At 59.6% G+C, this 23,473-nt stretch carries 28 protein-coding genes and 1 tRNA gene; 14 read left to right on the forward strand and 15 right to left on the reverse strand.

The genetic code is table 11. The features are described from left to right. The first annotated feature begins 12 nt into the window (after positions 1 to 12). Positions 13 to 228, forward strand: coding sequence for a hypothetical protein (locus ACR0LI_RS03965; RefSeq protein ID WP_171631881.1), 216 nt, complete (start codon positions 13 to 15; stop codon positions 226 to 228). Between the two features lie 3 nt (positions 229 to 231). Here ACR0LI_RS03965 and ACR0LI_RS03970 read toward each other — a convergent pair whose 3' ends face one another. From ACR0LI_RS03970 to ACR0LI_RS04005, 8 genes are all read right to left on the reverse strand, one after another. Further along, positions 232 to 1,311 (reverse strand): 2'-deoxycytidine 5'-triphosphate deaminase, encoded by a 1,080-nt coding sequence (locus tag ACR0LI_RS03970; RefSeq protein WP_171723109.1) that lies wholly within the window; start codon positions 1,309 to 1,311, stop codon positions 232 to 234. A 61-nt stretch (positions 1,312 to 1,372) separates the two neighbouring features. Next, positions 1,373 to 1,449, reverse strand: a tRNA-Pro gene (locus tag ACR0LI_RS03975). Between the two features lie 61 nt (positions 1,450 to 1,510). Beyond that, positions 1,511 to 2,116 (reverse strand): MerR family transcriptional regulator, encoded by a 606-nt coding sequence (locus ACR0LI_RS03980; protein WP_480619597.1) that lies wholly within the window; start codon positions 2,114 to 2,116, stop codon positions 1,511 to 1,513. A gap of 18 nt (positions 2,117 to 2,134) precedes the next feature. After that, on the reverse strand, positions 2,135 to 2,437 hold the full coding sequence (gene ihfA / locus ACR0LI_RS03985) for an integration host factor subunit alpha (RefSeq protein ID WP_152458234.1): 303 nt from the start codon (positions 2,435 to 2,437) through the stop codon (positions 2,135 to 2,137). A gap of 96 nt (positions 2,438 to 2,533) precedes the next feature. After that, the gene (locus tag ACR0LI_RS03990; protein ID WP_171631890.1) at positions 2,534 to 3,505 is read right to left on the reverse strand and encodes a beta-ketoacyl-ACP synthase III; all 972 of its coding nucleotides are present in this window, start codon (positions 3,503 to 3,505) and stop codon (positions 2,534 to 2,536) included. A gap of 21 nt (positions 3,506 to 3,526) precedes the next feature. Further along, the gene (gene plsX, locus ACR0LI_RS03995) at positions 3,527 to 4,615 is read right to left on the reverse strand and encodes a phosphate acyltransferase PlsX (protein ID WP_171631892.1); all 1,089 of its coding nucleotides are present in this window, start codon (positions 4,613 to 4,615) and stop codon (positions 3,527 to 3,529) included. 24 nt (positions 4,616 to 4,639) lie between these two features. Beyond that, positions 4,640 to 4,846: a 50S ribosomal protein L32 gene (gene rpmF / locus ACR0LI_RS04000; protein ID WP_008756996.1), complete on the reverse strand. Its 207-nt coding sequence runs from the start codon at positions 4,844 to 4,846 to the stop codon at positions 4,640 to 4,642. Positions 4,847 to 5,051: 205 nt separating this feature from the next. Next, on the reverse strand, positions 5,052 to 5,588 hold the full coding sequence (locus ACR0LI_RS04005) for a YceD family protein (protein WP_171631895.1): 537 nt from the start codon (positions 5,586 to 5,588) through the stop codon (positions 5,052 to 5,054). An 85-nt stretch (positions 5,589 to 5,673) separates the two neighbouring features. Between ACR0LI_RS04005 and ACR0LI_RS04010 the strand changes: the two genes are divergently transcribed. The 3 genes from ACR0LI_RS04010 to ACR0LI_RS04020 all read left to right on the forward strand — a co-directional run bounded on the left by ACR0LI_RS04010 (position 5,674) and on the right by ACR0LI_RS04020 (position 8,864). Then, a complete protein-coding gene (locus tag ACR0LI_RS04010; protein ID WP_171631898.1) occupies positions 5,674 to 6,147 on the forward strand; it encodes an outer membrane protein assembly factor BamE in 474 nt (157 codons plus the stop codon). A gap of 84 nt (positions 6,148 to 6,231) precedes the next feature. Then, entirely contained in the window at positions 6,232 to 6,987 is a 756-nt protein-coding gene (locus ACR0LI_RS04015) for a GNAT family N-acetyltransferase (protein ID WP_480718043.1), read from the forward strand. Positions 6,988 to 7,055: 68 nt separating this feature from the next. Then, the gene (locus ACR0LI_RS04020; protein WP_480718044.1) at positions 7,056 to 8,864 is read left to right on the forward strand and encodes an ABC-F family ATP-binding cassette domain-containing protein; all 1,809 of its coding nucleotides are present in this window, start codon (positions 7,056 to 7,058) and stop codon (positions 8,862 to 8,864) included. Positions 8,865 to 8,977: 113 nt separating this feature from the next. Here ACR0LI_RS04020 and ACR0LI_RS04025 read toward each other — a convergent pair whose 3' ends face one another. The 3 genes from ACR0LI_RS04025 to ACR0LI_RS04035 all read right to left on the reverse strand — a co-directional run bounded on the left by ACR0LI_RS04025 (position 8,978) and on the right by ACR0LI_RS04035 (position 10,622). Continuing rightward, positions 8,978 to 9,190 carry a hypothetical protein gene (locus ACR0LI_RS04025; RefSeq protein WP_480718045.1) on the reverse strand — a complete coding sequence of 71 codons (213 nt, stop codon included), beginning with the start codon at positions 9,188 to 9,190 and terminating at the stop codon, positions 8,978 to 8,980. Positions 9,191 to 9,301: 111 nt separating this feature from the next. Beyond that, positions 9,302 to 9,856 carry a sugar O-acetyltransferase gene (locus tag ACR0LI_RS04030; protein ID WP_171631903.1) on the reverse strand — a complete coding sequence of 185 codons (555 nt, stop codon included), beginning with the start codon at positions 9,854 to 9,856 and terminating at the stop codon, positions 9,302 to 9,304. 10 nt (positions 9,857 to 9,866) lie between these two features. Beyond that, positions 9,867 to 10,622 (reverse strand): 3-hydroxyacyl-CoA dehydrogenase, encoded by a 756-nt coding sequence (locus ACR0LI_RS04035; protein ID WP_171723115.1) that lies wholly within the window; start codon positions 10,620 to 10,622, stop codon positions 9,867 to 9,869. A 221-nt stretch (positions 10,623 to 10,843) separates the two neighbouring features. Between ACR0LI_RS04035 and ACR0LI_RS04040 the strand changes: the two genes are divergently transcribed. Next, a complete protein-coding gene (locus ACR0LI_RS04040; RefSeq protein ID WP_480718046.1) occupies positions 10,844 to 11,644 on the forward strand; it encodes a hypothetical protein in 801 nt (266 codons plus the stop codon). A gap of 75 nt (positions 11,645 to 11,719) precedes the next feature. On the opposite strand, the gene tyrS is transcribed toward ACR0LI_RS04040, so the two are convergent. Beyond that, positions 11,720 to 13,009: a tyrosine--tRNA ligase gene (tyrS, locus tag ACR0LI_RS04045; protein ID WP_480718047.1), complete on the reverse strand. Its 1,290-nt coding sequence runs from the start codon at positions 13,007 to 13,009 to the stop codon at positions 11,720 to 11,722. A 230-nt stretch (positions 13,010 to 13,239) separates the two neighbouring features. Between tyrS and ACR0LI_RS04050 the strand changes: the two genes are divergently transcribed. The 3 genes from ACR0LI_RS04050 to ACR0LI_RS04060 all read left to right on the forward strand — a co-directional run bounded on the left by ACR0LI_RS04050 (position 13,240) and on the right by ACR0LI_RS04060 (position 15,229). Continuing rightward, on the forward strand, positions 13,240 to 14,388 hold the full coding sequence (locus tag ACR0LI_RS04050; RefSeq protein WP_209832863.1) for an anhydro-N-acetylmuramic acid kinase: 1,149 nt from the start codon (positions 13,240 to 13,242) through the stop codon (positions 14,386 to 14,388). Positions 14,389 to 14,466: 78 nt separating this feature from the next. Next, complete coding sequence (locus ACR0LI_RS04055) at positions 14,467 to 14,757, forward strand: hypothetical protein (protein WP_480490379.1); 291 nt, start codon at positions 14,467 to 14,469, stop codon at positions 14,755 to 14,757. 10 nt (positions 14,758 to 14,767) lie between these two features. Beyond that, positions 14,768 to 15,229, forward strand: a complete 462-nt coding sequence (locus ACR0LI_RS04060) for a hypothetical protein (RefSeq protein ID WP_171631919.1) — start codon at positions 14,768 to 14,770, stop codon at positions 15,227 to 15,229. A 17-nt stretch (positions 15,230 to 15,246) separates the two neighbouring features. On the opposite strand, the gene ACR0LI_RS04065 is transcribed toward ACR0LI_RS04060, so the two are convergent. Next, positions 15,247 to 16,014, reverse strand: coding sequence for an extensin-like domain-containing protein (locus ACR0LI_RS04065; RefSeq protein WP_480718048.1), 768 nt, complete (start codon positions 16,012 to 16,014; stop codon positions 15,247 to 15,249). A gap of 97 nt (positions 16,015 to 16,111) precedes the next feature. Continuing rightward, the gene (locus tag ACR0LI_RS04070) at positions 16,112 to 16,531 is read right to left on the reverse strand and encodes a cupin domain-containing protein (protein ID WP_209832868.1); all 420 of its coding nucleotides are present in this window, start codon (positions 16,529 to 16,531) and stop codon (positions 16,112 to 16,114) included. Between the two features lie 85 nt (positions 16,532 to 16,616). Here ACR0LI_RS04070 and ACR0LI_RS04075 point away from each other — a divergent pair, with 85 nt between their 5' ends. Next, a complete protein-coding gene (locus tag ACR0LI_RS04075; RefSeq protein ID WP_480718340.1) occupies positions 16,617 to 18,035 on the forward strand; it encodes a protein adenylyltransferase SelO in 1,419 nt (472 codons plus the stop codon). Positions 18,036 to 18,049: 14 nt separating this feature from the next. On the opposite strand, the gene ACR0LI_RS04080 is transcribed toward ACR0LI_RS04075, so the two are convergent. Beyond that, entirely contained in the window at positions 18,050 to 19,009 is a 960-nt protein-coding gene (locus ACR0LI_RS04080; RefSeq protein ID WP_480718049.1) for a DMT family transporter, read from the reverse strand. 165 nt (positions 19,010 to 19,174) lie between these two features. Here ACR0LI_RS04080 and ACR0LI_RS04085 point away from each other — a divergent pair, with 165 nt between their 5' ends. The 5 genes from ACR0LI_RS04085 (at position 19,175) to ACR0LI_RS04105 (ending at position 23,390) form a co-directional block, all read left to right on the forward strand. After that, a complete protein-coding gene (locus ACR0LI_RS04085; RefSeq protein WP_152458217.1) occupies positions 19,175 to 19,897 on the forward strand; it encodes an endonuclease/exonuclease/phosphatase family protein in 723 nt (240 codons plus the stop codon). Positions 19,898 to 19,962: 65 nt separating this feature from the next. Next, the gene (locus ACR0LI_RS04090) at positions 19,963 to 20,376 is read left to right on the forward strand and encodes a Fur family transcriptional regulator (protein ID WP_171631929.1); all 414 of its coding nucleotides are present in this window, start codon (positions 19,963 to 19,965) and stop codon (positions 20,374 to 20,376) included. 133 nt (positions 20,377 to 20,509) lie between these two features. Then, complete coding sequence (locus tag ACR0LI_RS04095; protein WP_480718050.1) at positions 20,510 to 21,388, forward strand: DMT family transporter; 879 nt, start codon at positions 20,510 to 20,512, stop codon at positions 21,386 to 21,388. Positions 21,389 to 21,524: 136 nt separating this feature from the next. Next, complete coding sequence (gene eno / locus ACR0LI_RS04100; RefSeq protein WP_171723125.1) at positions 21,525 to 22,802, forward strand: phosphopyruvate hydratase; 1,278 nt, start codon at positions 21,525 to 21,527, stop codon at positions 22,800 to 22,802. A gap of 48 nt (positions 22,803 to 22,850) precedes the next feature. Further along, positions 22,851 to 23,390 (forward strand): GNAT family N-acetyltransferase, encoded by a 540-nt coding sequence (locus ACR0LI_RS04105; protein ID WP_171631937.1) that lies wholly within the window; start codon positions 22,851 to 22,853, stop codon positions 23,388 to 23,390. Positions 23,391 to 23,473: the final 83 nt, after the last annotated feature.

A 23,473-nucleotide genomic window follows, 5' to 3' on the forward strand; every position in this document is an offset into this window, starting at 1 on the left:
CGGAGTTGAGCGATGAATGCAAACCGGATCATCGACATGATTGTGCGCCAGGTCATGCGCCGTCTGGTCAACAAAGGTGTGAACAAGGGTATCGATCTGGCCAGCGGAAAGGGCGGCGGATCCGGCACATCGAATGGGCCCGGAAAAACCAGTGCACCGCGACATGCGCAGAACCTCAGGCACGCACAGCGCGTGACCCGTCAAATGCGCCGGTTCATGAAGTTCTAGGGGTCAGCTTGCGGCTTTGAAGTGCTTTGACAGTTTCAGGCCCTGACCCTGATAGTTCGAGGCAATGCCCGCACCATAAAGCTGCGTCGGCATTTCAGCCATTTTCTCATAGACCAGACGCCCGACGACCTGTCCGTGTTCCAGCACGAATGGCGCTTCGTGGCAGCGCACCTCAAGCACGCCACGGGAACCGGCCCCCCCGGCAGCGGCATGGCCAAAACCGGGATCGAAGAACCCTGCATAGTGCACTCTGAACTCACCAACCATCGCCAGATAGGGCGCCATTTCAGCCGCGAACATCGGTGGTATGTGCACCGCTTCGCGGCTGACAAGGATATAGAACGCGCCGGGGTCCAGGATGATGCAACCATCTTTGGTGCGCACCTCTTCCCAATAGTCCTGCGGATCGTATTCACCGATTCGATCCAGATCGATCACCCCGGTATGAGGTTTGGCGCGATAGCCCACCAGATCGGTCTCGGGCAGTTGCAGGTCGACCGAAAAGCCCAGACCGTCCTGAATGACGGCAGGTCCGTCCACAAGCGGAGATTCGGCATGCAAGGACCTCAGTTCCGCATCGGACAATACGGCCTGACCCTGGCGGAAACGAATCTGATTCAGACGCATCCCGGGACGAACCAGAACCGAGAACGAGCGCGGGCAGATTTCGGCATAAAGTGGGCCTGTGTAACCTGCGGGCACGCGGTCGAACTCGGTGCCGCCATCAGTGATCGTCCGCGTCAGAAGGTCCAGCCGACCGGTCGAGCTTTTGGCGTTGGCCACGGCGCTCATGCTGTCGGGCAGGGCAAGCGATTCCATCAGGGGCACCAGATAGACGCAGCCCTTTTCCAGAACCGCGCCATCCGAGATATCGATGCGGTGCATCTCAAACTCGGTCAAGCGATCCGTGACAGTCCGGCCTTCGCCCGCAAGAAACGAGGCGCGTACACGGTAAGCCACTGTTCCCAGTCGTAAATCAAGGCTGGCAGGTTGAATCTGGGCAGGCAGAACCTCTGGGTCGGCGGTGATCTCACCGCGCGCGATCATCGCCTCTAGCTGTTGGTTTGGGCAAACACCTGTCATCTCGATCCCCCCTGGTGCCAGAGCGGGATCTGGCCTGTATGCCATAAACGTCGGTGTAATTTGGTCGGGCTAGCAGGACTCGAACCTGCGACCTTCCGTCCCCCAGACGGACGCGCTACCAGGCTGCGCCATAGCCCGACGTTGGGGTGTTCATAAAGATTTTCCCGGCAGGGGCAAGAGGAAATCAATGCCTTTTGTCCTAACCCGTCGCCTGTGTTTCAACCCGGTCCAGCCAGCGGCGCAGATCTTTTGCAATCGGTGCGATGCGCCGCAGCAGGTCGTCATCAAAATCTGTCTGTTTCCACGCAAGCGACGCGATTCCACCCATCAAGGGCGCGGCATCCAGTTCGGGCTCTGGCTCCGGCTGTGACGCGTCAGAGGCGCGTGCGTTTGTCTGCGCATCGTCCTTACCGGTTGGCTGGATCGGGTCGCGCAGATCCATGCGAATCTGTTCCGTGGCGGCGGCGGGCTTTGGTTCGAACGGCACCACGGTGTCCTGGGCAGGCGCAATCGGGGCTGGGCCGGGATCGTCCAGGGAAGGGGACAGCGCCGCGACATGTGCGACGCCTTGTTCGCGCAGGATACGCTGGACACCTTTGATCGTGATTCCGTCCTCGTGGAGCAGTTTTTTGATCCCGCCCAAAAGACGCATATCATTTGGGCGATAATATCTGCGCCCACCTGCGCGTTTGACGGGTTTTACCTGCGTGAACCGGCTTTCCCAGAAACGCAGAACATGAGCTTGAACACCGAGCCAGTCTGCAACTTCGCTTATGGTGCGAAAGGCATCGGGGGACTTACTCATAACCTGGACGTCCTGAACTTACTTGCGGTTCCCGGCTGCGACGCGATCTTTCATCAGATGCGACGGGCGGAAAGTCAGCACACGGCGCGGCTGAATCGGGACTTCTTCGCCGGTTTTGGGGTTGCGACCGACACGGGCAGTCTTGTCGCGAACACTGAATGTGCCGAAAGACGAGATCTTCACCTGTTCACCACGCACCAAGGCGTCGGACATGTGGTTCAGAACGCTTTCAACCAGCTGCGCACTTTCGTTCCGTGACAGACCTACCTCACGAAAGACGGCTTCGCTCAGGTCCATTCGAGTCAGTGTTTTGTCGCCCATGCTAATTCCCCTGTTGCTATTGAAGCATATGGGTATGGCAAATTCGCTGTCAATATCAATGAATTGCGGGCGGCTGGGTAAGCCGGTTTGCGCCGGTTACCAGCGCAGAACCACTGCGCCCCAGGCCAGACCGCCGCCAATGGCTTCGGTCACGATCAGATCACCCGGCTTGATCTGTCCGCGCTGTTTGCCCACGGACAGGGCCAATGGGATGGATGCGGCCGAGGTGTTTCCGTGATCCTGAACGGTCACAACCACGTTTTCCATCGGCAGGTTCATTTTTTTGGCGGTGCCCTGAATGATGCGGATGTTGGCCTGATGCGGCACGATCCAATCCACGTCGGAATTGCCCAGCCCCGCTCGTTCCAACGCTGTTTCCGCTGTTTTTGTAAGCTTTTCAACGGCATGGCGGAAAACCTGATTGCCCTGCATACGCAGATGTCCGGTGGATTGTGTCGAAACGCCGCCATCGACATAGAGAAGATCCTTGTAGCGCCCGTCCGAATTCAGGTCGGTTGCCAGAATACCGCGGTCCTCGGCGGTGCCTTTGCCATCTTGGGCCTCCAGCACCACTGCACCGGCGCCATCGCCGAAAAGAACACAGGTGGACCGATCGGTCCAATCCATGATCCGTGAGAAAGTCTCGGCCCCGATCACCAGCACGCGTTTGGCCTGACCTGAAACAATCAACGCATTTGCGTTGGACAGTGCAAAAACGAATCCGGCGCAAACAGCCTGCACGTCAAAGGCAAAACCCTTGGTCATGCCCAGCCGTGCCTGAACCATGGTGGCGGCCGAAGGAAAGGTCAGATCCGCCGTTGACGTCGCCAGTACGATTGCGTCAATATCATCCGCCGTCAGGCCTGCGTCGGCCAGCGCAGCTTGGGCGGCATTGGTGGCCAGATCGGATGTCGTCTCGTCCTCGGCTGCAAAATGGCGGCGTTCGATCCCCGAGCGGGTCTTTATCCATTCGTCGGTTGTGTCCAGGGTTTTTTCAAACTCGGAATTGGGGACAACGCGCTCAGGCAAATAATGCCCGACACCTACTACAACTGAACGGCCTGCCATTTTCCGGTACTGCCTTTTTTGTTATTTATCTGTTTGCGGCGCTGATTGCGCGGCATCTTGTGCAAGCTGGGCAGTGGATGCAACCCGCGCAGCCAATTTTTCGGAAAAGCCGGACTGCGCCAAAGTGAAGGCCAGTTTGATTGCAGCTGACACGCCTGTCGCGTCAGCGCCGCCGTGGGATTTCACCACGGTGCCGTTCAGCCCCAGAAACACACCACCATTCACGCGTCGCGGGTCGATCCGTTTCTTCAAACGGTTCAGCGACGTGATAGCCAGAATCGAGGCCAATCGGGATAGCGGGGAGTATTTGAACGCTTGCCGCAGCAGGTCGCCGATCAGGCTTGCCGTACCTTCGCCGGTCTTGATCGCGACGTTGCCGGTAAAGCCATCGGTTACAATGACATCCGCCTTGTCACCGGGGATGTCGCTGCCTTCGACGAAACCCACGAAATCGAAATTCGCCTGTTCCGCGAAGCCCGCGATCATCGAGTGCGCCTCTTTCAGTTCGGCGCGTCCCTTGTGTTCTTCAGTTCCGACATTCAGCAGCCCGATCCGAGGGCGGTTCAGGGCCAAACCGTTGCGCGCGTAAGAGGCGCCCATCAGGGCGTATTGCAGCAAATCCTTGGCGTCGGCGCGCACATCTGCGCCGACATCCAGCATCACGTTGAACCCCTGAGGGTTGCGCGAGGGCCACAGTATCGCGATGGCCGGTCGGTTCACGCCCGGCAGTTTGCGCAGGCGCATCATCGACAGGGCCATCAGCGCACCGGTATTGCCGCAGGACACCGCGCCATGGGCTTCGCCCTGGCGTACCGCTTCCAGCGTGGACCACATCGAGGTCTCTTTGCCGTTGCGCACGACCTGACTGGGTTTGTCCTCCATCGTGACCACGCCGGAGCAATCACGAAAAACGACGCGCCCCTCAAGGACACGCCGTTTGGCGACAAGCTTGCGCAATACCTGTTCGGGCCCGTGCAGCAAGAACCTGATGTTCGGGTTCTTGTCGGCCGATTTCGCAAGACCGGCAACAACGACAGAGGGACCTGCGTCCCCACCCATAGCGTCGACCGAGATGGTTATCCGTCCGGCGTGCGTGGGCTGTTCAGTCATGCCTTGGTCTGCGCTCGATCAGGCTTAGGCTGCGTCTTCGTCCAGATCGATTTCATCGGCCTGAGCGACGACTTCGCGATCATCATAGTGGCCGCAGGATGCGCAAACGTGGTGCGGGCGCTTCAGCTCGCCGCAGTTCGGGCATTCGTTCGGGTTTGCAGCAACCAGAGCGTCGTGTGCGCGGCGGTTGTTGCGACGCGACTTGGAAACTTTGTTCTGTTGGACGGCCATGGTCTCAACCTTTGTCTGACTGGGGGTCGCAGATTCGCTGCCGACCCGGGTTTCGTAGTTCGTTTATCGTGGTTTGACGCGCGTTTAGGCGACGGGCCCCGCAATGTCCAACCCAAAATCCGATGAGCGCGCGAAAATACTGCGATTCTCGGTATGTTCAAGCGATTTTTCTGACCGCCTGCTATGACAGGAAATCTGCGTTCTGTCACTCGTCTTTTTTGAGCGTATCGCGCAATCCTGCCAATCCGGCGAAAGGTTTGGCGTCTTCGTCGGTCATCGCCTGTTTTCCGGGTTCGGTATAGTCTGCCTGACCCAGTTCCGCACCCTCCTTGCGCGGGTATTGTGGCAGGGCCAGCGACAGCGCCTCGACCATCACCAATGCGGGGTCGATTTCCGGGCCCAAGGGCTCGGATTCGTCATCCTGCGGAATTTCGAACTCGGGTTCATCGGGGTCGGTCCAATCGGCCAGAAAGGTGCGATGCACGGGAATGTCGATCCGGGTCGTGACCGGCTCAAGCGTCACGACACAGGGTTGGATCACGGTTGCACCGAGTTTGCCGTTGAGAACCCAGTCGCGCTTGCCCTGTGCGCGAAGCTCGCCGGAAAAGCTGAGTTTGCGCAGCCCCAGCAGCCCCAGATCTTGCCTGATCTCATCCAATTCGGCGCTTGCGGGGCGCAGTTCAAAGGGTGTCGGGGCGTTCTGGGGCAGGTCAGCCACCCGAAATGATGTAACGTTGCCCATTCGTGAGCCTTTCTATGTGTTGAACCGTGGCAGCGGTTTCTGTAATCGGATAGAAGCCGCAAGAGGCCAAGGCAAGAGGGTGTGCATGTTGAAGGTAGTGAACCGGTTGAAACCAGCGACGAAATCGCTTGTGTTTGTTGCCTGTCTGGCTGCGGCCGGGGCCTGTACGCCGATCTACAAGAATCACGGCTATGTGCCTCCGGCCGAGGAACTGGCCGAAATCAAAGTGGGCGTGGATACGCGTGACAGCGTGGAAGAAGCCATCGGCGCACCGGGTGCGTCCGGGGTCGTGCGGGATACGGGCTATTACTATGTCCGCTCGCGGGTCCGCCATTACGGCCCGAAACGGCCCGAAGTGGTGGCGCGCGAATTGGTCGCCATCAGCTTTGATCAGCGTGGAGTGGTCAGAAACATCGAGCGTTTTGGCTTGGAAGACGGCATCGTGATTCCGCTGGAACGCCGTGTGACCGATTCCAACGTTCAGGACAAAGGCTTCCTGCGTCAGCTGTTGGGCAATATCGGCAACTTCAACCCGGCCAATATTCCTGGCGCCAACTGATCGCGGCTGAACCTTGCGTTGGTCACAAGGCGGTCACATGTCTTGTGTTAACGGTGTCGTGCCGACACTCGTGGGTCGGCACCCATGGAGGACGCGACCGTGGCGGCGGCAGTTATGTTAAGCAAGGGGCGCTATCGCGCCCGTATGGCGGAATCGGCCGAGGATATCAGGGCCGCACAAAGCCTGCGGACATTGGCATTCGGCACCCGGCAACCGGACATTGACGCTTTTGACGCGCAATGCAGCCATGTCCTGGTTGAAGATATGCGATCCGCCGGGCAGTTGGTCTGCTGCTTTCGGATGCTGACAATGGAACATGGCGGTGAAATCGGACGCAGCTATTCAGCACAGTTCTACGACCTGAGTTCGTTGGCAGGGTTCAGTGGCCGCATGGTCGAGATGGGCAGGTTTTGCGTTCATCCGGGCCTGAACGATCCTGACATTGTGCGTGTCGCCTGGGGTGCAATGACGTCCTATGTCGATCAACACAATGTTCAGATGCTGTTTGGATGTTCGTCCTTTGCCGGGACCGAAACCGGGCGATACCTTGATGCCTTTGCGATGCTCAAACATCGCCACCTGGCCCCGAAACGGTGGTTGCCGCGGGTCAAGGCTCCGGACGTGTTCCGCTTTGCCGCACGTCTGCGGCGCCGGCCGGATGCGAAAAAGGCCATGTCGCGCATGCCGCCCCTGTTGCGAACCTATCTGATGATGGGAGGGTGGGTGAGTGATCACGCGGTTGTGGATCGTCACATGAACACGTTGCATGTGTTTACCGGGCTTGAAATCGGGGCGATCCCGCCGGCCCGAAGACGCCTGTTTCGGGCATTGGCCGTTTAAGGTGAGTATTTCCGAAAAGGTGAAAACAGGGCGTTGACGCAGTGTGGCCGCCGGTTTAGCTGGCGGGCATGGCGAGAATTCCTTTGTTGCAGATGTCCGGCATATCCCTGACTTTCGGGGGCGAACCGGTGTTTTCCGAACTGGATCTGGTGGTGCAGCCCGGTGACCGCGTGGCGCTGGTTGGGCGCAACGGGTCGGGCAAATCCACGCTGATGAAAGTGATGGCCGGCCTGGTCGAGGCTGACCGCGGTGAAATTGTCGTGCCGCCCGGAAAATCCGTGGGCTATATGGAGCAGGACCCGACGATGGAGGGCTTTGCCACCCTGGGCGACTATGCGTCGAGCGGGTTGGAGCCCGGGGAGCTCTACAAGGTTGAACGGGCGGGTGCGGGGCTGAAATTCGATCCTGCGCGCCCGGTTGAGACTGCTTCGGGCGGTGAAAGGCGGCGGGCGGCATTGGCCAAGCTGATGGCCGAGGCACCGGACCTGATGCTGCTGGACGAACCGACCAACCATCTGGATATCGAAGCCATCGCGTGGCTGGAGCGCGAGCTTGGCTCGACACGAGCGGTGTTTGTGCTGATCTCGCACGACCGGGCCTTTTTACGGGCACTGACGCGGGCGACACTTTGGATTGATCGGGGCGCTGTCCGGCGGCAGGAGCAAGGTTTTGACGCGTTCGAAGCTTGGCGGGACAAGATCTGGGAAGAAGAAGACCAGCAGCGTCACAAGCTGAACCGTCTGATCAAGTCCGAGGCCAAATGGGCGGTTGAGGGCATTAGCGCCCGACGCAAACGCAATCAGGGCCGGGTGCGGGCCCTACAGGCGCTGCGGGCCGAAAAGGCGGCACAGATCAAGCGTCAGGGTTCCGCTGCGATGACGCTGGAGGCCGGGCCAAAATCGGGCCGCAAGGTGATCGAGGCTAAAGGGCTGGCCAAAGGGTTCGGCGACAAGCAGATCGTTCGGAATTTTGATCTGCTGGTGCAGCGCGGTGATCGTGTGGCCTTTGTCGGGCCGAATGGGGTCGGCAAGACGACCTTGCTGAAGATGCTTCTGGGGCAGGTGGAGCCGGACGAAGGTTCGGTGTCGCTGGGTACCAATCTTGAGGTCGCGGTGTTCGATCAGACCCGCGCGCAACTGGACCCCGAGATGAGCTTGTGGGACAGCCTGACCGGCGACCCGGATATGCGGGTTTCCGGCAAGGCCGATCAGGTGATGGTTGGCGGGCAGCCCAAACATGTCGTGGGCTATCTCAAGGAATTCCTGTTTGACGAGCGGCAGGCAAGGGCGGCTGTCAAATCCTTGTCGGGTGGGGAAAAGGCTCGGTTGCTGCTGGCCAAGTTGATGGCGAAATCTTCCAATCTTCTGGTGCTGGACGAACCGACCAACGATCTGGATGTCGAAACGCTGGATCTGTTGCAGGAACTGCTGGACGACTACGATGGAACAGTTCTGCTGGTCAGCCACGACCGGGATTTTCTGGACCGCGTTGCAACGACGACCATCGCGATGGAAGGCAACGGGCGGGCGACCGTCTATGCCGGCGGCTGGTCCGATTATATTGCGCAGCGGGGCGAAGTTTCCGAGAAAAAAGACATCAAGACAAAGCTTTCCAAGCCGAAGGTGAAGCAGGAAGCAAAAGCCAGATCGGGATTATCCTTTTCCGAGAAGCACCGTCTGGAAAAGCTGCCGGCCGAGATTGAACGGCTGGAGGCCGAGATTGCAAAGCTCGAAGAATTGATGTCCGACCCCGAGCTGTTTACCCGCGAGCCGGTCAAGTTCCAGAAAGCGTCCGAGGCGCTTGTCGAACGGCAAGACAAGTTGTCGGCGGCCGAAGAGGAATGGCTGACACTGGAAGAGAAAGCCCAGGCTGAGTAGACGCCAACTGCGCGCGCCTTATCAGGCGGCGTGGAAAAGCTGCTGAAAAACCGGAGTTCGCCTGCTGCTTCGGTTTTGCCGGGGACCGGGCCAGCCGATCCGCGCCATTTCGTTCAGCTTGATTCGGCTGCGACCCCGTCGATCGTTTTCATGCAAGTGGCGAGATGAAGCGCGTTCAAATGCGTCTGCCACGGTTCGCGGCTGTTCCAAATTGCATGGAAGGCAACGACACCGGGATATGTCGCAACCACATGCGGGTCGTTTTGGGTGCATTCTTCTTCGGCGTAGGCAATGTCTCTTTCGAGTTCGGCGCAGTCGAAATCCACCTTGCCCGGGCGCCCCTCCTTGGGGACACGTTGACCCGGCGCGGCCTGATCAAAAAAAACAGGCGCTACGCCCCGCGAACAAGGCCCTGGTGGATTGGCGGAAGAGCAGGGTTATCGGCGGGCGCGTATCGGCCGGGCAGGGTTGCCAACCACGGTCTCGCCGGCGGGAACGTCTTTTGTCACCACGCTGCCCGCTCCGATGATGGCATGGTTGCCGATCGTAACGCCCGGCATGATGATCGCGGCCCCGCCGATCCAGACGTTGTCGCCGACCCTGACAGGGTGGGCAACTTCGAGGCCTTGAGCGCGCAAGGCAGGATCTTTCGCGTGTTCGGCGCAATAGATCTGCACCGCAGGTCCAAGCATCGTGTCATTCCCAATCGTCACCGGCGCGGTGTCGAGCACGACACAGCCTGCGTTGAAAAACACGCGGTCTCCCAACGACAGGTTTATTCCGTAGGCACAGTGAAACGGAGCCTCGAGAAAGCTATCCTGACCAAAGCCCGCGAACAGGGCTGCCAGTTCCGGCGCGATGGCCCCACGGGCATCCGGCGGGCATGTGTTATGGGCATGAACGGCCCGGCGCGCTTCGGCGCGGAGCGCATCCAGTTCCGGGTCAAGGCAGCAATACCATTCACCCGCTTCCATTTTCTGCCGCTCGGTCATGAGCCCCGGTTTAGCGCATACGCAGGGCACCGTCGATGCGGATGACCTCACCGTTCAGATAGCCCATCTCGACGATAAAGCCGGCCAGTCGTCCGTACTCATGCGGATCGCCAAGGCGGGCAGGGTTCGGGACGTCGGCGGCAAGCTGTTGTTGCACCTCTTCGGGCAGGCCCGCCAGCATCGGGGTCATGAAAATGCCCGGCGCGATGGTCATGACGCGAATGCCGGTCGAGGCCAGGTCGCGGGCCATCGGCAGCGTCATGCCCACGACGCCGCCCTTCGAGGCCGCATAGGCCGCCTGACCCTTTTGCCCGTCATACGCAGCGATCGAGGCGGTGTTGATGATCACCCCGCGTGCCCCGTCTGGTTCGGGTTCATTCTTTGCCATTTCGGCAGCGGCCAGCCGGGACACGTTGAAGGTGCCAACCAGATTGATGTCGATCGTACGCTGGAAAGCATCCAGAGGGTGAGGGCCATCCTTGCCGACGGTCTTGATACCATAGGCGATACCGGCGCAATTCACCGTGGCCGTGATCTTGCCCATCTTGTCCATGCCGTGGCGCACGGCTGCGGCCACCGACTCTTGGTCGGTTACATCCGTTTGCGCGAAATGCCCGCCAATCTCGGCGGCGACCTGTGCGCCACGATCCGCATCACGATCCAGAATGGTGACCTGCGCGCCTTCCGAGGCGAAGTGGCGTGCCGTGGCTTCGCCAAGACCGGATGCGCCTCCGGTAATGAGGGCGGCAGTGGTGGACAGGTGCATGGTGAACTCCTCCCAAGGATATGAACACTTGTTCAATAACTGCATTTTGGGGCCAGAGTCCACATATTTGAGAAGGCAGGAACTTGGTTGGCGGGTAGGGTCCTTGGCCCCGATTTTTCGGCCGATCCTCAACAATACTTAATGCCGACTTCACGAAAACGCGCCTGTTCGTGAGCGAAGAACTCGGCGCCTTTGTGTGTTTTCCGTCAGGAGGATCTGTTATGGTAATAAGTACGAAACACATACTGGGTGCAGTTGTCGCTGTGCCCGTTTTTGGAATGGTGATGGTTGGCGATGCCGCTGCCGCACCGGAAACCTGCAACTGGAAAACGGCTCGGACTCTTGCCAACGCGGGGGACTATGCCGGGTTGTGCGATTGTGTGCAGGTAACCCCGAGTTTTCTGGACAGGCTTCAAAAGCGTGCCGACTTTGAAACAACTTTGACTGTAACCGGAGCGCAATGCCCGGGGCTGGCCGCGTTGCTGACGGATTTGCCGACGGCAAACCTGTCTGGTTCGGCGGAAAACCGGGGTGAAAGCCGCGGATCTGAACCCGGTGGGTCTGGACTCGCCGATGCTGGTGGAGCTGTCGGAGGCGGTGAAAGTGGCCCCAGCGGCGCGTCTGAAGAAAGCGATAACAATGGAGGTGGCCAGTCCGGCGGTGGAGGAAGCGAATCCGGCGGTGGCGGTAGTGAAACCGGTGGCGGTAGTGAAACTGGCGGTGGAGGTGAAACCGGTGGCGGCGGTGAAACTGGCGGTGGTGGTGAGTCCGGCGGTGGTGAGTCCGGTGGCGGTGGTGAATCCGGCGACGGAGGTGAATCCGGCGGCGGCGGTGAACCCGGCGGCGGCGGTGAAGGCAAAGGCGAAGGCGAAGGTAAAGGCGGCAAGGGTAAAGGTGGTGGCAAGGGCAACAACGGCCATGGCAATGGCGGTGAAGGCAGCAGCCCGGGCCGCGGTCATAACGCCAACAATGACGAAAGTGGCGACCGGCCCGGTCGTGGCGGCGGAAAAGAACGCAGATAAGCACAGCTCACCGAATGAAAAGCGGCCACCCGTTTGGGTGGCCGTTTCGATTTCGTGTCTTTCAGCCTTGCCGGGTCAGCCCAGTTGAACCAGCGCGTGGCGCTTTTTGCCTGCGCTCAGCTTGATCGGCGAAGACAGGGCGTTTGCGTCGATCATCAGCCCGGCATCGGTCAGCGGCGCGTCGTCCAGCTTGGCACCGTTCTCGGCGATCAGACGCTTGGCCTCTTTGCCGGATTTGGCGAGGCCGGATTTGACGATGAGTTGAACAATAGAAATTCCGTCGCCAAGCTCATCTTTAGTGACCGTGAGGGTGGGTAGTGCGCTTACATTACCAGAAGCTGAGAATGAGTCTTGCCCGCCCTCCCGAACTGCCATCGAACCAAAAATGCCTTCCGCAGTAGCTCGGGCAGCTTTTGCTGCATCAACGCCGTGAAGAAGAGTGGTGACCTCATCAGCTAGAATTTTCTTAGCCTCGTTGATTTCTGAACCCTCAAGCGCTGCAAGACGGTCGCATTCGTCGACCGGCAGTTCCGTGAAGATTTTCAGGAACCGGCCAACATCTGCGTCTGTGGTGTTGCGCCAGAACTGCCAGAACTCGTAGGCACTCAGCATGTCGCCGTTCAGCCAGACCGCGCCGCCTTGCGACTTGCCCATCTTGCGGCCATCGCTGGTGGTCAGCAGGGGGGTGGTCAGGCCATAGATCTCGTGATCCAGCACGCGGCGGGTCAGGTCGATCCCATTGACGATATTGCCCCACTGGTCTGAACCACCCATCTGCAGAACGCAGCCATAGCGGCGGTTCAGCTCGAGGAAGTCATAGGCCTGCAGGATCATGTAGTTGAATTCGAGGAAGCTCAGCGATTGTTCCCGATCCAGCCGAGATTTCACGGATTCAAAGCTCAGCATCCGGTTTACCGAGAAATGCCGCCCGATATCGCGCAGGAAATCAAGGTAGTTCAGGCTGTCCAGCCATTCGGCATTGTTTAGCATCAGCGCGCCGGTCTCGCTGTCGTCGTAGGACAGGTACTTGGCGAAGACCTGCTTCATGCCCGCAATATTGGCGTCGATCTGTTCAGGGCCCAGCAGGGGGCGTTCATCCGATCTGAACGAAGGATCACCCACCTTGGTGGTACCACCGCCCATCAGCGTGATCGGTTTGTGGCCGGTCTTTTGCAGCCAGCGCAGTACCATGATGTTCATCAAATGACCCACATGCAGCGACTGCGCCGTGGCGTCATAGCCGATATACGCTGTTTGCACCCCACTGATCAGCGCGTCGTCAAGGCCCTGATAATCGGTGCAGTCGGCGAGAAAGCCGCGCTCGATCATCGTGGCGATGAAATCCGATTTGGGGTGGTAGGTCATATCGTGCCCTTTGGGTTAATGTTGCGGGGCACTGTATAGGCGGCAGCGCGTGGGAGGAAAAGCCACCTTTTCACCTCGGGCGCGGGGTGTGGTCGAGGGTGTCGATCCAGACACGCGCGCTGAGAAAAAAATTGCCGGGCCGGTCCGGAACGCTTGCCTTTGCGCCCCAACAGAAGGCACGTTGACCGGGCTGCAACCCAAAGGTGAAATCCCGGACCCGGAGGCGGCGAATGACACAGCCAATTCAGGAGGCAGGCTTGGGCCAGACCATCGCGAAACACGGAAAGCTCCGGGCTTTGGGCGCAATGTCCGGCACTTCGATGGACGGGGTTGATGCCGCGGTGGTGGAAACCGACGGGCATTTGATTTACGGGTTTGGGCAAAGCGGATACCGCGCGTATTCGGATGCGGAACGCGATGTGTTGCGCGCCGCGCTGGGCCAGTGGCATGGACCCCAGGTCGATGCGGCGGCAGAGATGGTGACAATCGCCCATGCCGAAGCACTGTCCGAGTTCGAGGATGTGGATCTGATCGGCTTTCACGGACAGACGCTGGCGCATGAGCCGCGCGGGCGCGGGACATTGCAGGTCGGTGATGGGCTGGGGCTGGCGCAGGCCCTCGGGCGCCCGGTGGTCTGGGATTTCCGCAGCGACGATGTGGCGATGGGGGGCGAGGGGGCTCCGCTTGCGCCATTCTTTCATTTCGCCTGTGCCAAATGGTTCGGCGCGGACCGGCCGCTGTGTTTCCTGAACCTGGGCGGGGTCGGCAACCTGACCTATGTGGACCCGGCGTTCGAGGGCCCCGAAGCGCCCGGTGCGTTGCTGGCCTTTGATACAGGCCCGGCCAATGCGCCGGTCGATGATCTGATGCAGGCCCGGCTGGGGCTTCCAATGGACCGCGACGGGGCGCTTGCGCGCGATGGAACGGTGGAAATGGGCGCGCTGGAGCTGTTTCTGGCCGAGCCGTATTTTTCTCGCATGCCGCCGAAATCTCTGGACCGGAACGATTTTTCGGAAATGATCGGTTTGGTCAAGGAACTGGATGACGCTGACGCGGTGGCGACCCTGACCGGTATGTGCGCCGCAGCTGTGGTGCAGGGGATGGAGCATTGTCCGAAACCTCCGTCTTGTGTGTTGGTCACCGGGGGCGGCAGACGCAACCCGGTGCTGATGGAGATGTTGCGCGTGTCGCTGGATTGCCCGGTCGAACCGGTTGAGGCGGTGGGGCTGGACGGCGACATGCTTGAGGCGCAGGCGTTTGCCTATCTGGCGGTGCGTGTCGCGCGGGGGCTGCCGACCTCTTGTCCCGGAACTACCGGCGTCAAGGCGCTTGTCGGTGGCGGGGTCGTCAGTACGGTGTCGATGGACCCGGTCGGATAACCCGATCCGGAAAACAGTTCAAAAAAACAACTCTTTGTGCGACGATTGCCCGGACCGATGGATCAGGGGCATGGCAGTATGGCGACCAAGGCAGAGCTCGAGGCCGAGTTGGAGAAGTTGCGGAAGCGGAATGCGACGTTGGAGGCGCAGGCCGAAAAGGAATCGGGTTCGGAAGATCCGCCTGAGGGCACCAAATCGTCGGATGAAATCCGGCAGCTGCTGGAAGACCACGGGATCGACCTGAGCCAGGTTCAGTCCTTGGGACATGACGTTGTCGAGGAGTTCGGTCGGCTTCAGAAAGACTATCCGATCACGGCGTTGCTGATTGCGTTTTCGCTGGGGTACGTCGTCGGGCGCGCGCAGGGCTAGGAGGCGGATTATGAGCAGACTGAGCAAGAACCTGGTTACGATCTATCGGACCGAACGTTTGATTGCACGCCGCCGTCTTGGGGTGGTTCAGCAACAGACCATACTGATGGGCATCGCGGGCATCGCGGCATTGTCGGCGGTGGTGCTTTTGAATGTCTCTTTTTTCTTGGCGCTTCAGAGCGCGATGTCACCAGCATCGGCGGCGGCGCTGTTGGCCTTTGGAAACATCGTTTTCGCCGGGCTTATGGTGCTGATTGCAAGACGCCGAAATATCGACGACGAAGTCGCACCGGCCGTCGAGGTGCGCGATATGGCCATAGCAGATATTGAAGACGAATTGGAGGAGATGACCGCAGAGGCCAAAGAGGTCGTGCAGGCGGTCAAGAGTATTGGATCGAACCCTTTGGGATCGGCAGCGACGCTGCTGGTACCGCTGATCAATTTGTTGATCAAAAGCCGAAGCGACAAATAGAGGCGCAACCCGAAGGTTCATCGACACACCGGAGCGCCCTTGCGGCGGGCCGTGTCAAAATGGAAATGCCCGACGTGATAGCGGTCGGCGTCCGGGCCAAGCACGGTTCCGAATATGCCGCAGGCGCCTTCGTGCAACTCTCTCAAAACAGTGCCCTGCGCGTTGTTCCATCCGTCCCGGACCGTGATCTGTGTTCCGTCCTGTAGAACGAAGGTCGATATGTCGATCGCCCTTCCGCGCGCATGTTCCGAGATGCGTGAACGCGGCTGGTTGTTCTGGGTCTTGCAGGCATAGTGGCCAACGATCCGCATCCCCTTCAGCCCGCCGCCCATATCGGCAAAGGCTGGCTTGGCCGTGTTTTCGATCCACGTTTTCAGCGTGACCGCTGTCTGGCAGTCCATCAATGAGAACTGGCTGAGAGCGATATCTGATATTTTGTAAACCCGAACCGGGTTCGTGATCCCGCATCCGCGGGCCTTTCCGGCGACGGGCTTGCGAGTTTCACCCAGAATTGTCCAGTCGCCGCACACGGCGCCCCGTTCCTGCATTCGTTCACGGCCCACTTCGAATTTCCGAAACTTGCAGGGTCGCAGGGCAGGACGCCTGGAAACCAGCACCGCAGGTTCGGCTTTCACCATCGGGTCAGCATCTTCAGCCGTTTCTTCCCCGTTCAGTTCTGGCGCAGTCAGATCGGATGCAAGACGGGCCTCGGCGCAAGCGGGCTCTGCGCTGGCGAATGCTGCGCTTTGACACAAGAACAAGACAGTCAGCAGGACCTGCTTCATACTTACTCGTTACTCCGTCGCCTGTGGCTGCGTGTACAGAATGATCAATGGGCAACCGTCTGTAAACTCTCCTTTTCCGAGATCGTTGAACGTCGGCTTACGCCTTTGGGATATCAAAGCCCGGGGGGGCCAATTCAAATCCTTCAAATTGGAAGCCGGGCGAGACTGTGCAACTGACCAGCGTGTAATCACCCGTGCTGCGGGCGGCTTGCCAATGGCCTTCCGGGACGATCAATTGTGGTGCGCCAGCGGAAAGGTCGTGTGTCAGCACATGTTCGGTGGCGGGGCCTTGGTCGGTTGCGCTGAGCGACAGGACAAGCGGCGCGCCGGCATGGTACAGCCAGATCTCGGTCGCATCGACACGGTGCCAGTGGCTGCTTTCGCCTTTCTGCAACAGGAAGTAGATGCAGGTGCCGGTGGGGCGACCTTCGTTTTCGGCGCGCCATGTCTCGGCATACCAACCACCTTCGGGATGGCGTTGCAGGTTCAGGCGGTCGATAATCTCTTGTGCGGTCATGTGGTTCCTCGTGTTTGGGTGCGATTATGCACGGGCCGGTGTGATCCGCTATGGTATTCATGCGTCCGAGGGATATGTTTACGGCATGACCCTGAAAATCCCCTTCGATAACTCCTATGCCCGTCTGCCGAATGCGTTCTTTGCACGGCAGTCACCGGTTCCCGTGCGCGCGCCAAGGATGATTGCGTTCAACGATGATCTGGCCAGGTTGCTGCGGATATCGCCCGGAGACGTCGAGGACATGGCCGAAGCCTTTGCGGGAAACAGTATTCCCGAAGGTGCCGAGCCCATCGCACAGCTTTATTCCGGGCATCAGTTCGGGCAATACAACCCGCAGCTGGGCGACGGGCGTGCGGTGCTGTTGGGCGAGACGGTTGGAACGGACGGGGTGCGCCGGGACATCCAGTTAAAAGGTTCGGGTCCTACGCCGTTTTCCCGCCGGGGCGATGGCCGGGCCTGGCTGGGGCCGGTGCTGCGGGAATATGTGGTGTCCGAGGCGATGCATGCCCTGGGCATTCCGACCACACGCGCCTTGGTAGCCGTGGAAACCGGCGAGACCGTCTTTCGTGAAGCTCCGATGCCCGGAGCTGTTCTGACCCGGGTTGCATCCAGTCATCTGCGGGTGGGGACCTTTCAGGTTTTTGCAGCGCGTGGGCAGATGGACAGCCTGAAGCGCCTGACGGACTATGCCATTGCGCGGCATTACCCAAAGGCAGATGGGCCGATGGGCCTGTTACGTTCGGTGCGCGATGCGCAGGCCGGTTTGATTGCACGATGGATGAGCGTGGGGTTCATCCATGGGGTGATGAATACCGATAACTGCTCGATCGCGGGTGAGACCATTGACTACGGCCCATGTGCGTTCATGGACACGTATCACCCCAACACCGTCTACAGCTCGATTGACCGGATGGGTCGTTATGCCTATTCGAACCAGCCTGATATCGCGGTGTGGAACCTCGCGCAGTTGGCAACGGCCTTGATCCAGCAGATGGACGACAAAGAGGCCGCCGTGGAAGAGGCGACCGAGATCGTCCACGCGATGCCGGACCTGCTGCAACAGAACTGGTTGTCCCGGTTCCGGGCAAAGATCGGACTGGCAACCGCGGACGAGGGCGATCAGGAACTGATCACCGACCTTCTGAAGCGCATGGCCGGGGGGCAGGCGGATTTCACCAATACCTTCCGGGCGCTGGGCGGTGGCACGGCGCGGGATCAGTTCCTTGACCCGGCAGCGTTTGACGCTTGGGAAAAAGACTGGCGTGCACGGTTGGCGCACGAAGCGGCGCCACTGGAGGTGATGACCGCCGCAAACCCCGCATTCATTCCGCGCAATCACCGGATCGAACAGATGATCCAGTCGGCGGTGCAGGGTGATTACGCGCCCTTCGACCGGCTGAACGCTGTGTTGGCGCGACCGTACGAGGATCAAGGGGATGCGGAAGACCTGAGGCGTCCTCCGGCCGAAAATGAGGTGGTCCATGCAACATTCTGCGGGACGTGACGCGAGGCCTGCATCTATTTCCGCAGGATTTCCACCACCGCGGCGCTGACGATCAGGATGGCGCCCAGAAACTCACGCAGGCCAAATGGTTCTCCTGACAGGGCGGCGGCTGAAGCGATGCCAACGACAACCTCGCTCATCAGCAGCAGGCCGACCTTTGCGGGGGACAGCTTTGTTGCTGGCCAGATGGTCATGTAGATCATGGGCAGGACATAAAAGGTGGACAGCATTGCATATCCCGCTATGCGGATCGACTCTTCGCCTGTGATGTTCGGCAGGGTTTGGCCCCCAAGCATCAGCAGGCTGACAAGCGACAGCAACAACGCGCCAATCACAAAGGCAAAGACCTGACCCGAGATGGTCATGCTGCCAGCCTTGTACAGGCCCAGTGTACCCAATGCCCAGCATATGCCCGATGCCAGTGCCAGCCAGTCACCCAAGTTCTGCGGCCATGGCACGAACCCGGCGCCTCCGAGCACGACAAACAGCCCGCCAAGCCCGCAGATCAGACCCGCAAGGCGCATCAGGCTCAGGCGTTCTTTCAGAAATACGACGCCCAGAATCGTGCCCCAGATCGGGGTGAGATAGAACAACAGGATCGAGCGGACGACGTCGGTGTAGACAAGGCTGATCGAATACAGGCCGAATGCAGCCCCTGTGAACATTCCGCTGAACATCAAATCGCGCCATTGCCGGGCCAGCATGCGCCTGTCGGACCAGACGAAGGGGATCAACGCAATCAGGGCCGCGCAGTACATCGCGATCCCTGACCAGGGGCCGGTCAGGCCCTGATCAAAGAAAAACCGCACCGGAATCCAATAAAGGCCCCATAGCGCGCCGCCCGTCACCAAAACGATACTGGCCCGGGTGCTGTTGTCGGGTTGGGTCTGGCTCAGGCTCATGCGGGCCCCGCTTTGGCTGCGATGCGTTGTCGTCACCGCATCGGGATAGAGCGTTGCAGGGCCGGGGATCAAGCGGAACCTTCGCTTTGATATCAGCCAGGTTTCAATCGCCGAAATAGCAGGCAGATTGCTGGGGGCGGATGCCGTATCGGAATTGTCGCAGCAGGAAACCAAGCAGAGGGGTTGCGCCTCACGTCAGGCATGGCACTTTAGGGCAATTCATTTGGTCACGCCCTCATGCCAACTTCCTCCACGCTGCGTATCGCAAGCTACAACATTCAGAAATGCGTCGGGTTGGATTTCCGGCGCCAACCCCAACGTATTCTGCAAGTCATCGAAAACATGAAAGCGGATATCGTGGTGTTGCAGGAGGCCGACAAGCGCCTGCCGCCCCGTCCGGCCGCGCTGCCGCATTTTATGTTGGACGAGGCGGGATGGCAGATCGTAGATCTGGGCGGCGCGGGAAGCCTGGGCTGGCACGGCAACGCGGTGATCTGGCGCGGAGAGGGTATCTCGGTCCGCCGAAAAGGGCATCACGAGTTGCCGGGGCTGGAGCCGCGCGGGGCGGTGCGTGTCGAGTTCGACACCCATATCGGGCCATTGCGCGTGATGGGTATGCATCTTGGACTGTTGCCAGCGTCGCGGCGACAGCAGATTTTGCACATTCGGCGGAACGACTGGGACATGGACCAGATGCCGACTGTTTGGGCCGGTGACTTCAACGAGTGGTCACGTCAGCCAGTACTGGATCACCTGGTCCCCGAAATGCGGTTTCTGCCTCCCAGACCAAGTTTTCCCGCCGCGCAGCCCCTGGGCGCGCTGGATCGGATCGCGCTGGGCAGCGGAATACAGGCCGTGGCGCACGGTGTTCACGACACACGTCCCGCGCATATCGCATCTGATCACCTGCCCGTCTGGGCCGATCTGACGCGCGCCAGATCAGAAGGTCGCAAAAGGTGAAATCCCTGTAGCGAAACCTGCGCAGACATATTAAGACAGACACCCGAGCAAGTCTGAGGGGCATCATGTCGGAAACGATTATTGGGCGTTGTGAAGCCAAAGGGCTGCGCATGACCGGTCAAAGAAGGGTCATCGCGCAGGTACTGGAACAGAGCGATGACCACCCGGATGTCGAGGAACTCTATGCGCGGGCGTCTGCTGCGGACAAAGGCATTTCCATTGCAACGGTCTATCGCACGGTCAAACTGTTCGAAGAGGCTGGTATTCTGGAACGTCTTGAGTTCGGCGACGGACGGGCCCGGTACGAGGACGCCGAGCGCGATCACCACGACCACCTGATCGACATGCAGTCAGGAGAGGTTATCGAATTCGTCGACCCCGAGATCGAAGCCCTACAGGAAAGAATCGCTGCCAAGCTTGGGTATAAGCTGAAAGGGCACCGGTTGGAGCTGTACGGCGTCCCGCTGGAAAAGGACTGACCCATCACGAAACGCGATTGATCGCCTCACGTTAATTCATCAGGCGTGACGGGAATTGTCTTGCCAGATGCCGTTGGTTGAGGTTGTTGTGCATCTACAGGCACCAGATGTGCCCTTTCCAACGGACGCGCAAATGAACAACGTAAACGGCATCCTGCTGCTTATCGGGTCGATGGCGGCCTTTGCACTTGAGGACATGTTCATCAAGCTCCTGTCCGGCTCTGTGCCGACAGGGCAGATCATGGTGTTTCTGGGCGTGTTTTGCGGGCTCGTGTTTGCCGCGATGTCAGTGGTCACCCGAAAGCGGATCTTTGACCCCGTGGCATGGAAAGCCCTGCCATTGATCCGCGCTGCGACCGAAGGCTTTGGCGCGGTGGCGTTCGTGACGGCGTTGTCGCTGATCGACCTGTCCACCGTTGCGGCCGTGTTTCAGGCCATGCCGCTGGTCGTCACCATGGGTGCGGCCCTGTTCCTTGGAGAGCAGGTCGGCTGGCGTCGCTGGAGCGCGATCGGTGTCGGCTTTGTCGGTGTTCTGATGATCATCCGTCCGGGGATGGAGGGCTTTCAGCCGGAATCCCTGTTTGTGGTGTTGTCCGTGGTCGCCATTGCGGCGCGCGATCTGATCACCCGCAAGCTGGACCCACGCGTGCCCTCATCCGTCGTTGCGATGCAGGCCTATATTGCGGTGGCTGTGGCCGGCCTGGTTCTGATGGTCATGTCCGGGGCATCCTTCGTGCCGGTTCAAGCCGGTCAAACGGGCCCTTATGCGGGGGCGATCGGATTTGGCGTGCTGGGCTATTACGGCATTGTCACTGCGATGAGGGTGGGCGAAGCCTCGGCCCTGATGCCGTTCCGGTACACGCGCCTTGTGTTCTCGATCCTTGCTGGAATGCTGATGTTCGGTGAACGCCCTGATGCGCTGACAATGGCGGGGGCGACCCTGATCATCGGCTCGGGTCTTTATACCTTTGTCCGCGAACGGCGTCTGGCGCGGGAATTGGCACCTGCCTGACCCTGTTGGCGCAAACAGCGAATTGTTAGCCCTAAATGTCCGGGAATATACGTGTTAGCGTTAACGGAACCGGTTTACTTTTGGCCGGTTGCTGCTATGACGCGTGCAACCGACCGCAGTCACAGGGACAGGCTTCATGAGCACCATCATCGACATCCACGCACGCGAAATTCTGGACAGCCGGGGCAATCCGACAGTCGAAGTTGACGTGATTCTGGAAGACGGCACCATGGGTCGCGCTGCCGTACCCTCGGGCGCGTCCACCGGTGCCTATGAGGCGGTTGAAAAACGCGATGGCGACAAGGCGCGCTATATGGGCAAAGGCGTTCTGGAAGCCGTCGCCGCCGTGAACGGCGAGATTGCCGAAGAACTGGTGGGCTTTGACGCGACCGAGCAGGTGGCCATTGACCAGGCCATGATCGAGCTGGACGGCACCGAGAACAAAGGCCGTCTGGGTGCGAACGCTATCCTGGGTGTCTCGCTGGCCACGGCGAAGGCGGCGGCGGATTTCACCACCCAGCCGCTCTATCGCTATGTGGGCGGCACCTCGGCGCGGGTTCTGCCGGTTCCGATGATGAACATTATCAATGGTGGCGAACATGCCGACAACCCGATCGACATTCAGGAATTCATGATCATGCCGACCGCCGCCGCGAACATTCGCGAAGCGGTGCGCATGGGGTCCGAGGTGTTCCATACACTGAAGAAAGAACTGTCTTCCGCGGGTCTGGCCACGGGAGTGGGCGACGAGGGCGGTTTTGCCCCCAACATTGCCAGCACACGCGAGGCGCTGGATTTCATCCTGAAATCCATCGAAAAGGCGGGCTACAAGCCGGGCGAAGAAATCCATCTGGCTTTGGATTGCGCGGCGACCGAGTACTTCAAAGACGGTAAATACGTTCTGGCGGGCGAGGGGATCACCCTGACATCCGAGGAAAACGCGGCCTATCTGGCGGCGCTGGTCAATGACTATCCGATCATCTCGATCGAAGACGGCATGTCTGAAGATGACTGGGATGGCTGGAAGGCCCTGACCGATGCCATCGGCGACAAGGTGCAACTGGTTGGTGATGACCTGTTCGTGACCAACCCGGAACGTCTGGCCGAAGGGATCGAACGTGGCTGCGCGAACTCAATGCTGGTCAAGGTGAACCAGATCGGTTCGCTGACCGAAACCCTGCGCGCCGTCGATATGGCGCACCGCGCGCGGTACACCAACGTGATGTCGCACCGTTCGGGCGAGACCGAGGACGCGACCATTGCCGATCTGGCCGTGGCGACGAATTGTGGTCAGATCAAAACCGGCTCATTGGCGCGATCGGACCGGTTGGCGAAATACAACCAGCTGATCCGCATCGAGGAGTCGCTGGGAGAAGTGGCCGAATACGCAGGCGCGTCGATCCTTCGCAAATAACGCACTTGGTGCTAGGCTGACCCCCGGGTTTAATCCGGGGGTCGCATTGTGCTGAACATCATCGAACCGGAAACGCCGGACCAGTTTGAAGCGGTTCGGCGTTTGTGTTGGGATTACAGGGATTTCCTGCTGGCGCTGGATGAAAGAACCGCCCAGATTGTGCAGGCTTTCTACCCAAGCGAAAAATACGCCCGTGTAATGGACAACATTGACGCGGAACACGCACCGCCGAACGGTGGGATCAAACTGGCATTGCTGCATGGGGAACCGGTCGGCTGCGGCATGTTTCACACCTACGAGCCCGGTGTGGCTGAAATCAAACGCGTATTTGTAACCGACGCAGCAAGGGGGACCGGCGCAGGCTGTGCCATCATGCTTTCGCTGATCGAAATGTGCCGAGATCTTGGGTTCGACTATATTCGAATGGACACCGGCAAACCCCTGGAAGTGGCGACTCGGTTATACCTGTCTTTGGGCTTTCACCTGCGCGACGCCTATTACGAAACTCCTGAAATCGCACGCGATCACCTGCTTTTTTTCGAGATGCCGCTTTTTGAAGAAGACATTGGCGTGCCAGAAAAAAGATAAAATTCTCAGGGGCATGGTCGTCTTAGACGTGGAAATTTGATAATATTTAAGTGGCTTAATTATTCTTATGTGTGAACTTGTTA

It is taken from the genome of Ruegeria sp. CL7, assembly GCF_056536445.1.

Bases quoted from the DNA above. Each gene is read 5' to 3' on its own strand.
- ACR0LI_RS03980 (WP_480619597.1), bottom strand. From the start codon at position 2,116: ATGAGTAAGTCCCCCGATGCCTTTCGCACCATAAGCGAAGTTGCAGAC.
- ACR0LI_RS04020 (WP_480718044.1), top strand. From the start codon at position 7,056: ATGGCGAGAATTCCTTTGTTGCAGATGTCCGGCATATCCCTGACTTTC.
- ACR0LI_RS04095 (WP_480718050.1), top strand. From the start codon at position 20,510: ATGAACAACGTAAACGGCATCCTGCTGCTTATCGGGTCGATGGCGGCC.
- ACR0LI_RS04050 (WP_209832863.1), top strand. From the start codon at position 13,240: ATGACACAGCCAATTCAGGAGGCAGGCTTGGGCCAGACCATCGCGAAA.
- ACR0LI_RS04040 (WP_480718046.1), top strand. From the start codon at position 10,844: ATGGTAATAAGTACGAAACACATACTGGGTGCAGTTGTCGCTGTGCCC.
- ACR0LI_RS04090 (WP_171631929.1), top strand. From the start codon at position 19,963: ATGTCGGAAACGATTATTGGGCGTTGTGAAGCCAAAGGGCTGCGCATG.
- ACR0LI_RS03970 (WP_171723109.1), bottom strand. From the start codon at position 1,311: ATGACAGGTGTTTGCCCAAACCAACAGCTAGAGGCGATGATCGCGCGC.
- ACR0LI_RS04030 (WP_171631903.1), bottom strand. From the start codon at position 9,856: ATGACCGAGCGGCAGAAAATGGAAGCGGGTGAATGGTATTGCTGCCTT.
- ACR0LI_RS04085 (WP_152458217.1), top strand. From the start codon at position 19,175: ATGCCAACTTCCTCCACGCTGCGTATCGCAAGCTACAACATTCAGAAA.
- tyrS (WP_480718047.1), bottom strand. From the start codon at position 13,009: ATGACCTACCACCCCAAATCGGATTTCATCGCCACGATGATCGAGCGC.
- ACR0LI_RS03990 (WP_171631890.1), bottom strand. From the start codon at position 3,505: ATGGCAGGCCGTTCAGTTGTAGTAGGTGTCGGGCATTATTTGCCTGAG.
- ACR0LI_RS04065 (WP_480718048.1), bottom strand. From the start codon at position 16,014: ATGAAGCAGGTCCTGCTGACTGTCTTGTTCTTGTGTCAAAGCGCAGCA.
- ACR0LI_RS04055 (WP_480490379.1), top strand. From the start codon at position 14,467: ATGGCGACCAAGGCAGAGCTCGAGGCCGAGTTGGAGAAGTTGCGGAAG.
- ACR0LI_RS04070 (WP_209832868.1), bottom strand. From the start codon at position 16,531: ATGACCGCACAAGAGATTATCGACCGCCTGAACCTGCAACGCCATCCC.
- eno (WP_171723125.1), top strand. From the start codon at position 21,525: ATGAGCACCATCATCGACATCCACGCACGCGAAATTCTGGACAGCCGG.
- ihfA (WP_152458234.1), bottom strand. From the start codon at position 2,437: ATGGGCGACAAAACACTGACTCGAATGGACCTGAGCGAAGCCGTCTTT.
- rpmF (WP_008756996.1), bottom strand. From the start codon at position 4,846: ATGGCCGTCCAACAGAACAAAGTTTCCAAGTCGCGTCGCAACAACCGC.
- ACR0LI_RS04010 (WP_171631898.1), top strand. From the start codon at position 5,674: ATGTTGAAGGTAGTGAACCGGTTGAAACCAGCGACGAAATCGCTTGTG.
- ACR0LI_RS04005 (WP_171631895.1), bottom strand. From the start codon at position 5,588: ATGGGCAACGTTACATCATTTCGGGTGGCTGACCTGCCCCAGAACGCC.
- ACR0LI_RS04015 (WP_480718043.1), top strand. From the start codon at position 6,232: ATGGAGGACGCGACCGTGGCGGCGGCAGTTATGTTAAGCAAGGGGCGC.
- ACR0LI_RS04075 (WP_480718340.1), top strand. From the start codon at position 16,617: ATGACCCTGAAAATCCCCTTCGATAACTCCTATGCCCGTCTGCCGAAT.
- ACR0LI_RS04060 (WP_171631919.1), top strand. From the start codon at position 14,768: ATGAGCAGACTGAGCAAGAACCTGGTTACGATCTATCGGACCGAACGT.
- plsX (WP_171631892.1), bottom strand. From the start codon at position 4,615: ATGACTGAACAGCCCACGCACGCCGGACGGATAACCATCTCGGTCGAC.
- ACR0LI_RS04035 (WP_171723115.1), bottom strand. From the start codon at position 10,622: ATGCACCTGTCCACCACTGCCGCCCTCATTACCGGAGGCGCATCCGGT.
- ACR0LI_RS03965 (WP_171631881.1), top strand. From the start codon at position 13: ATGAATGCAAACCGGATCATCGACATGATTGTGCGCCAGGTCATGCGC.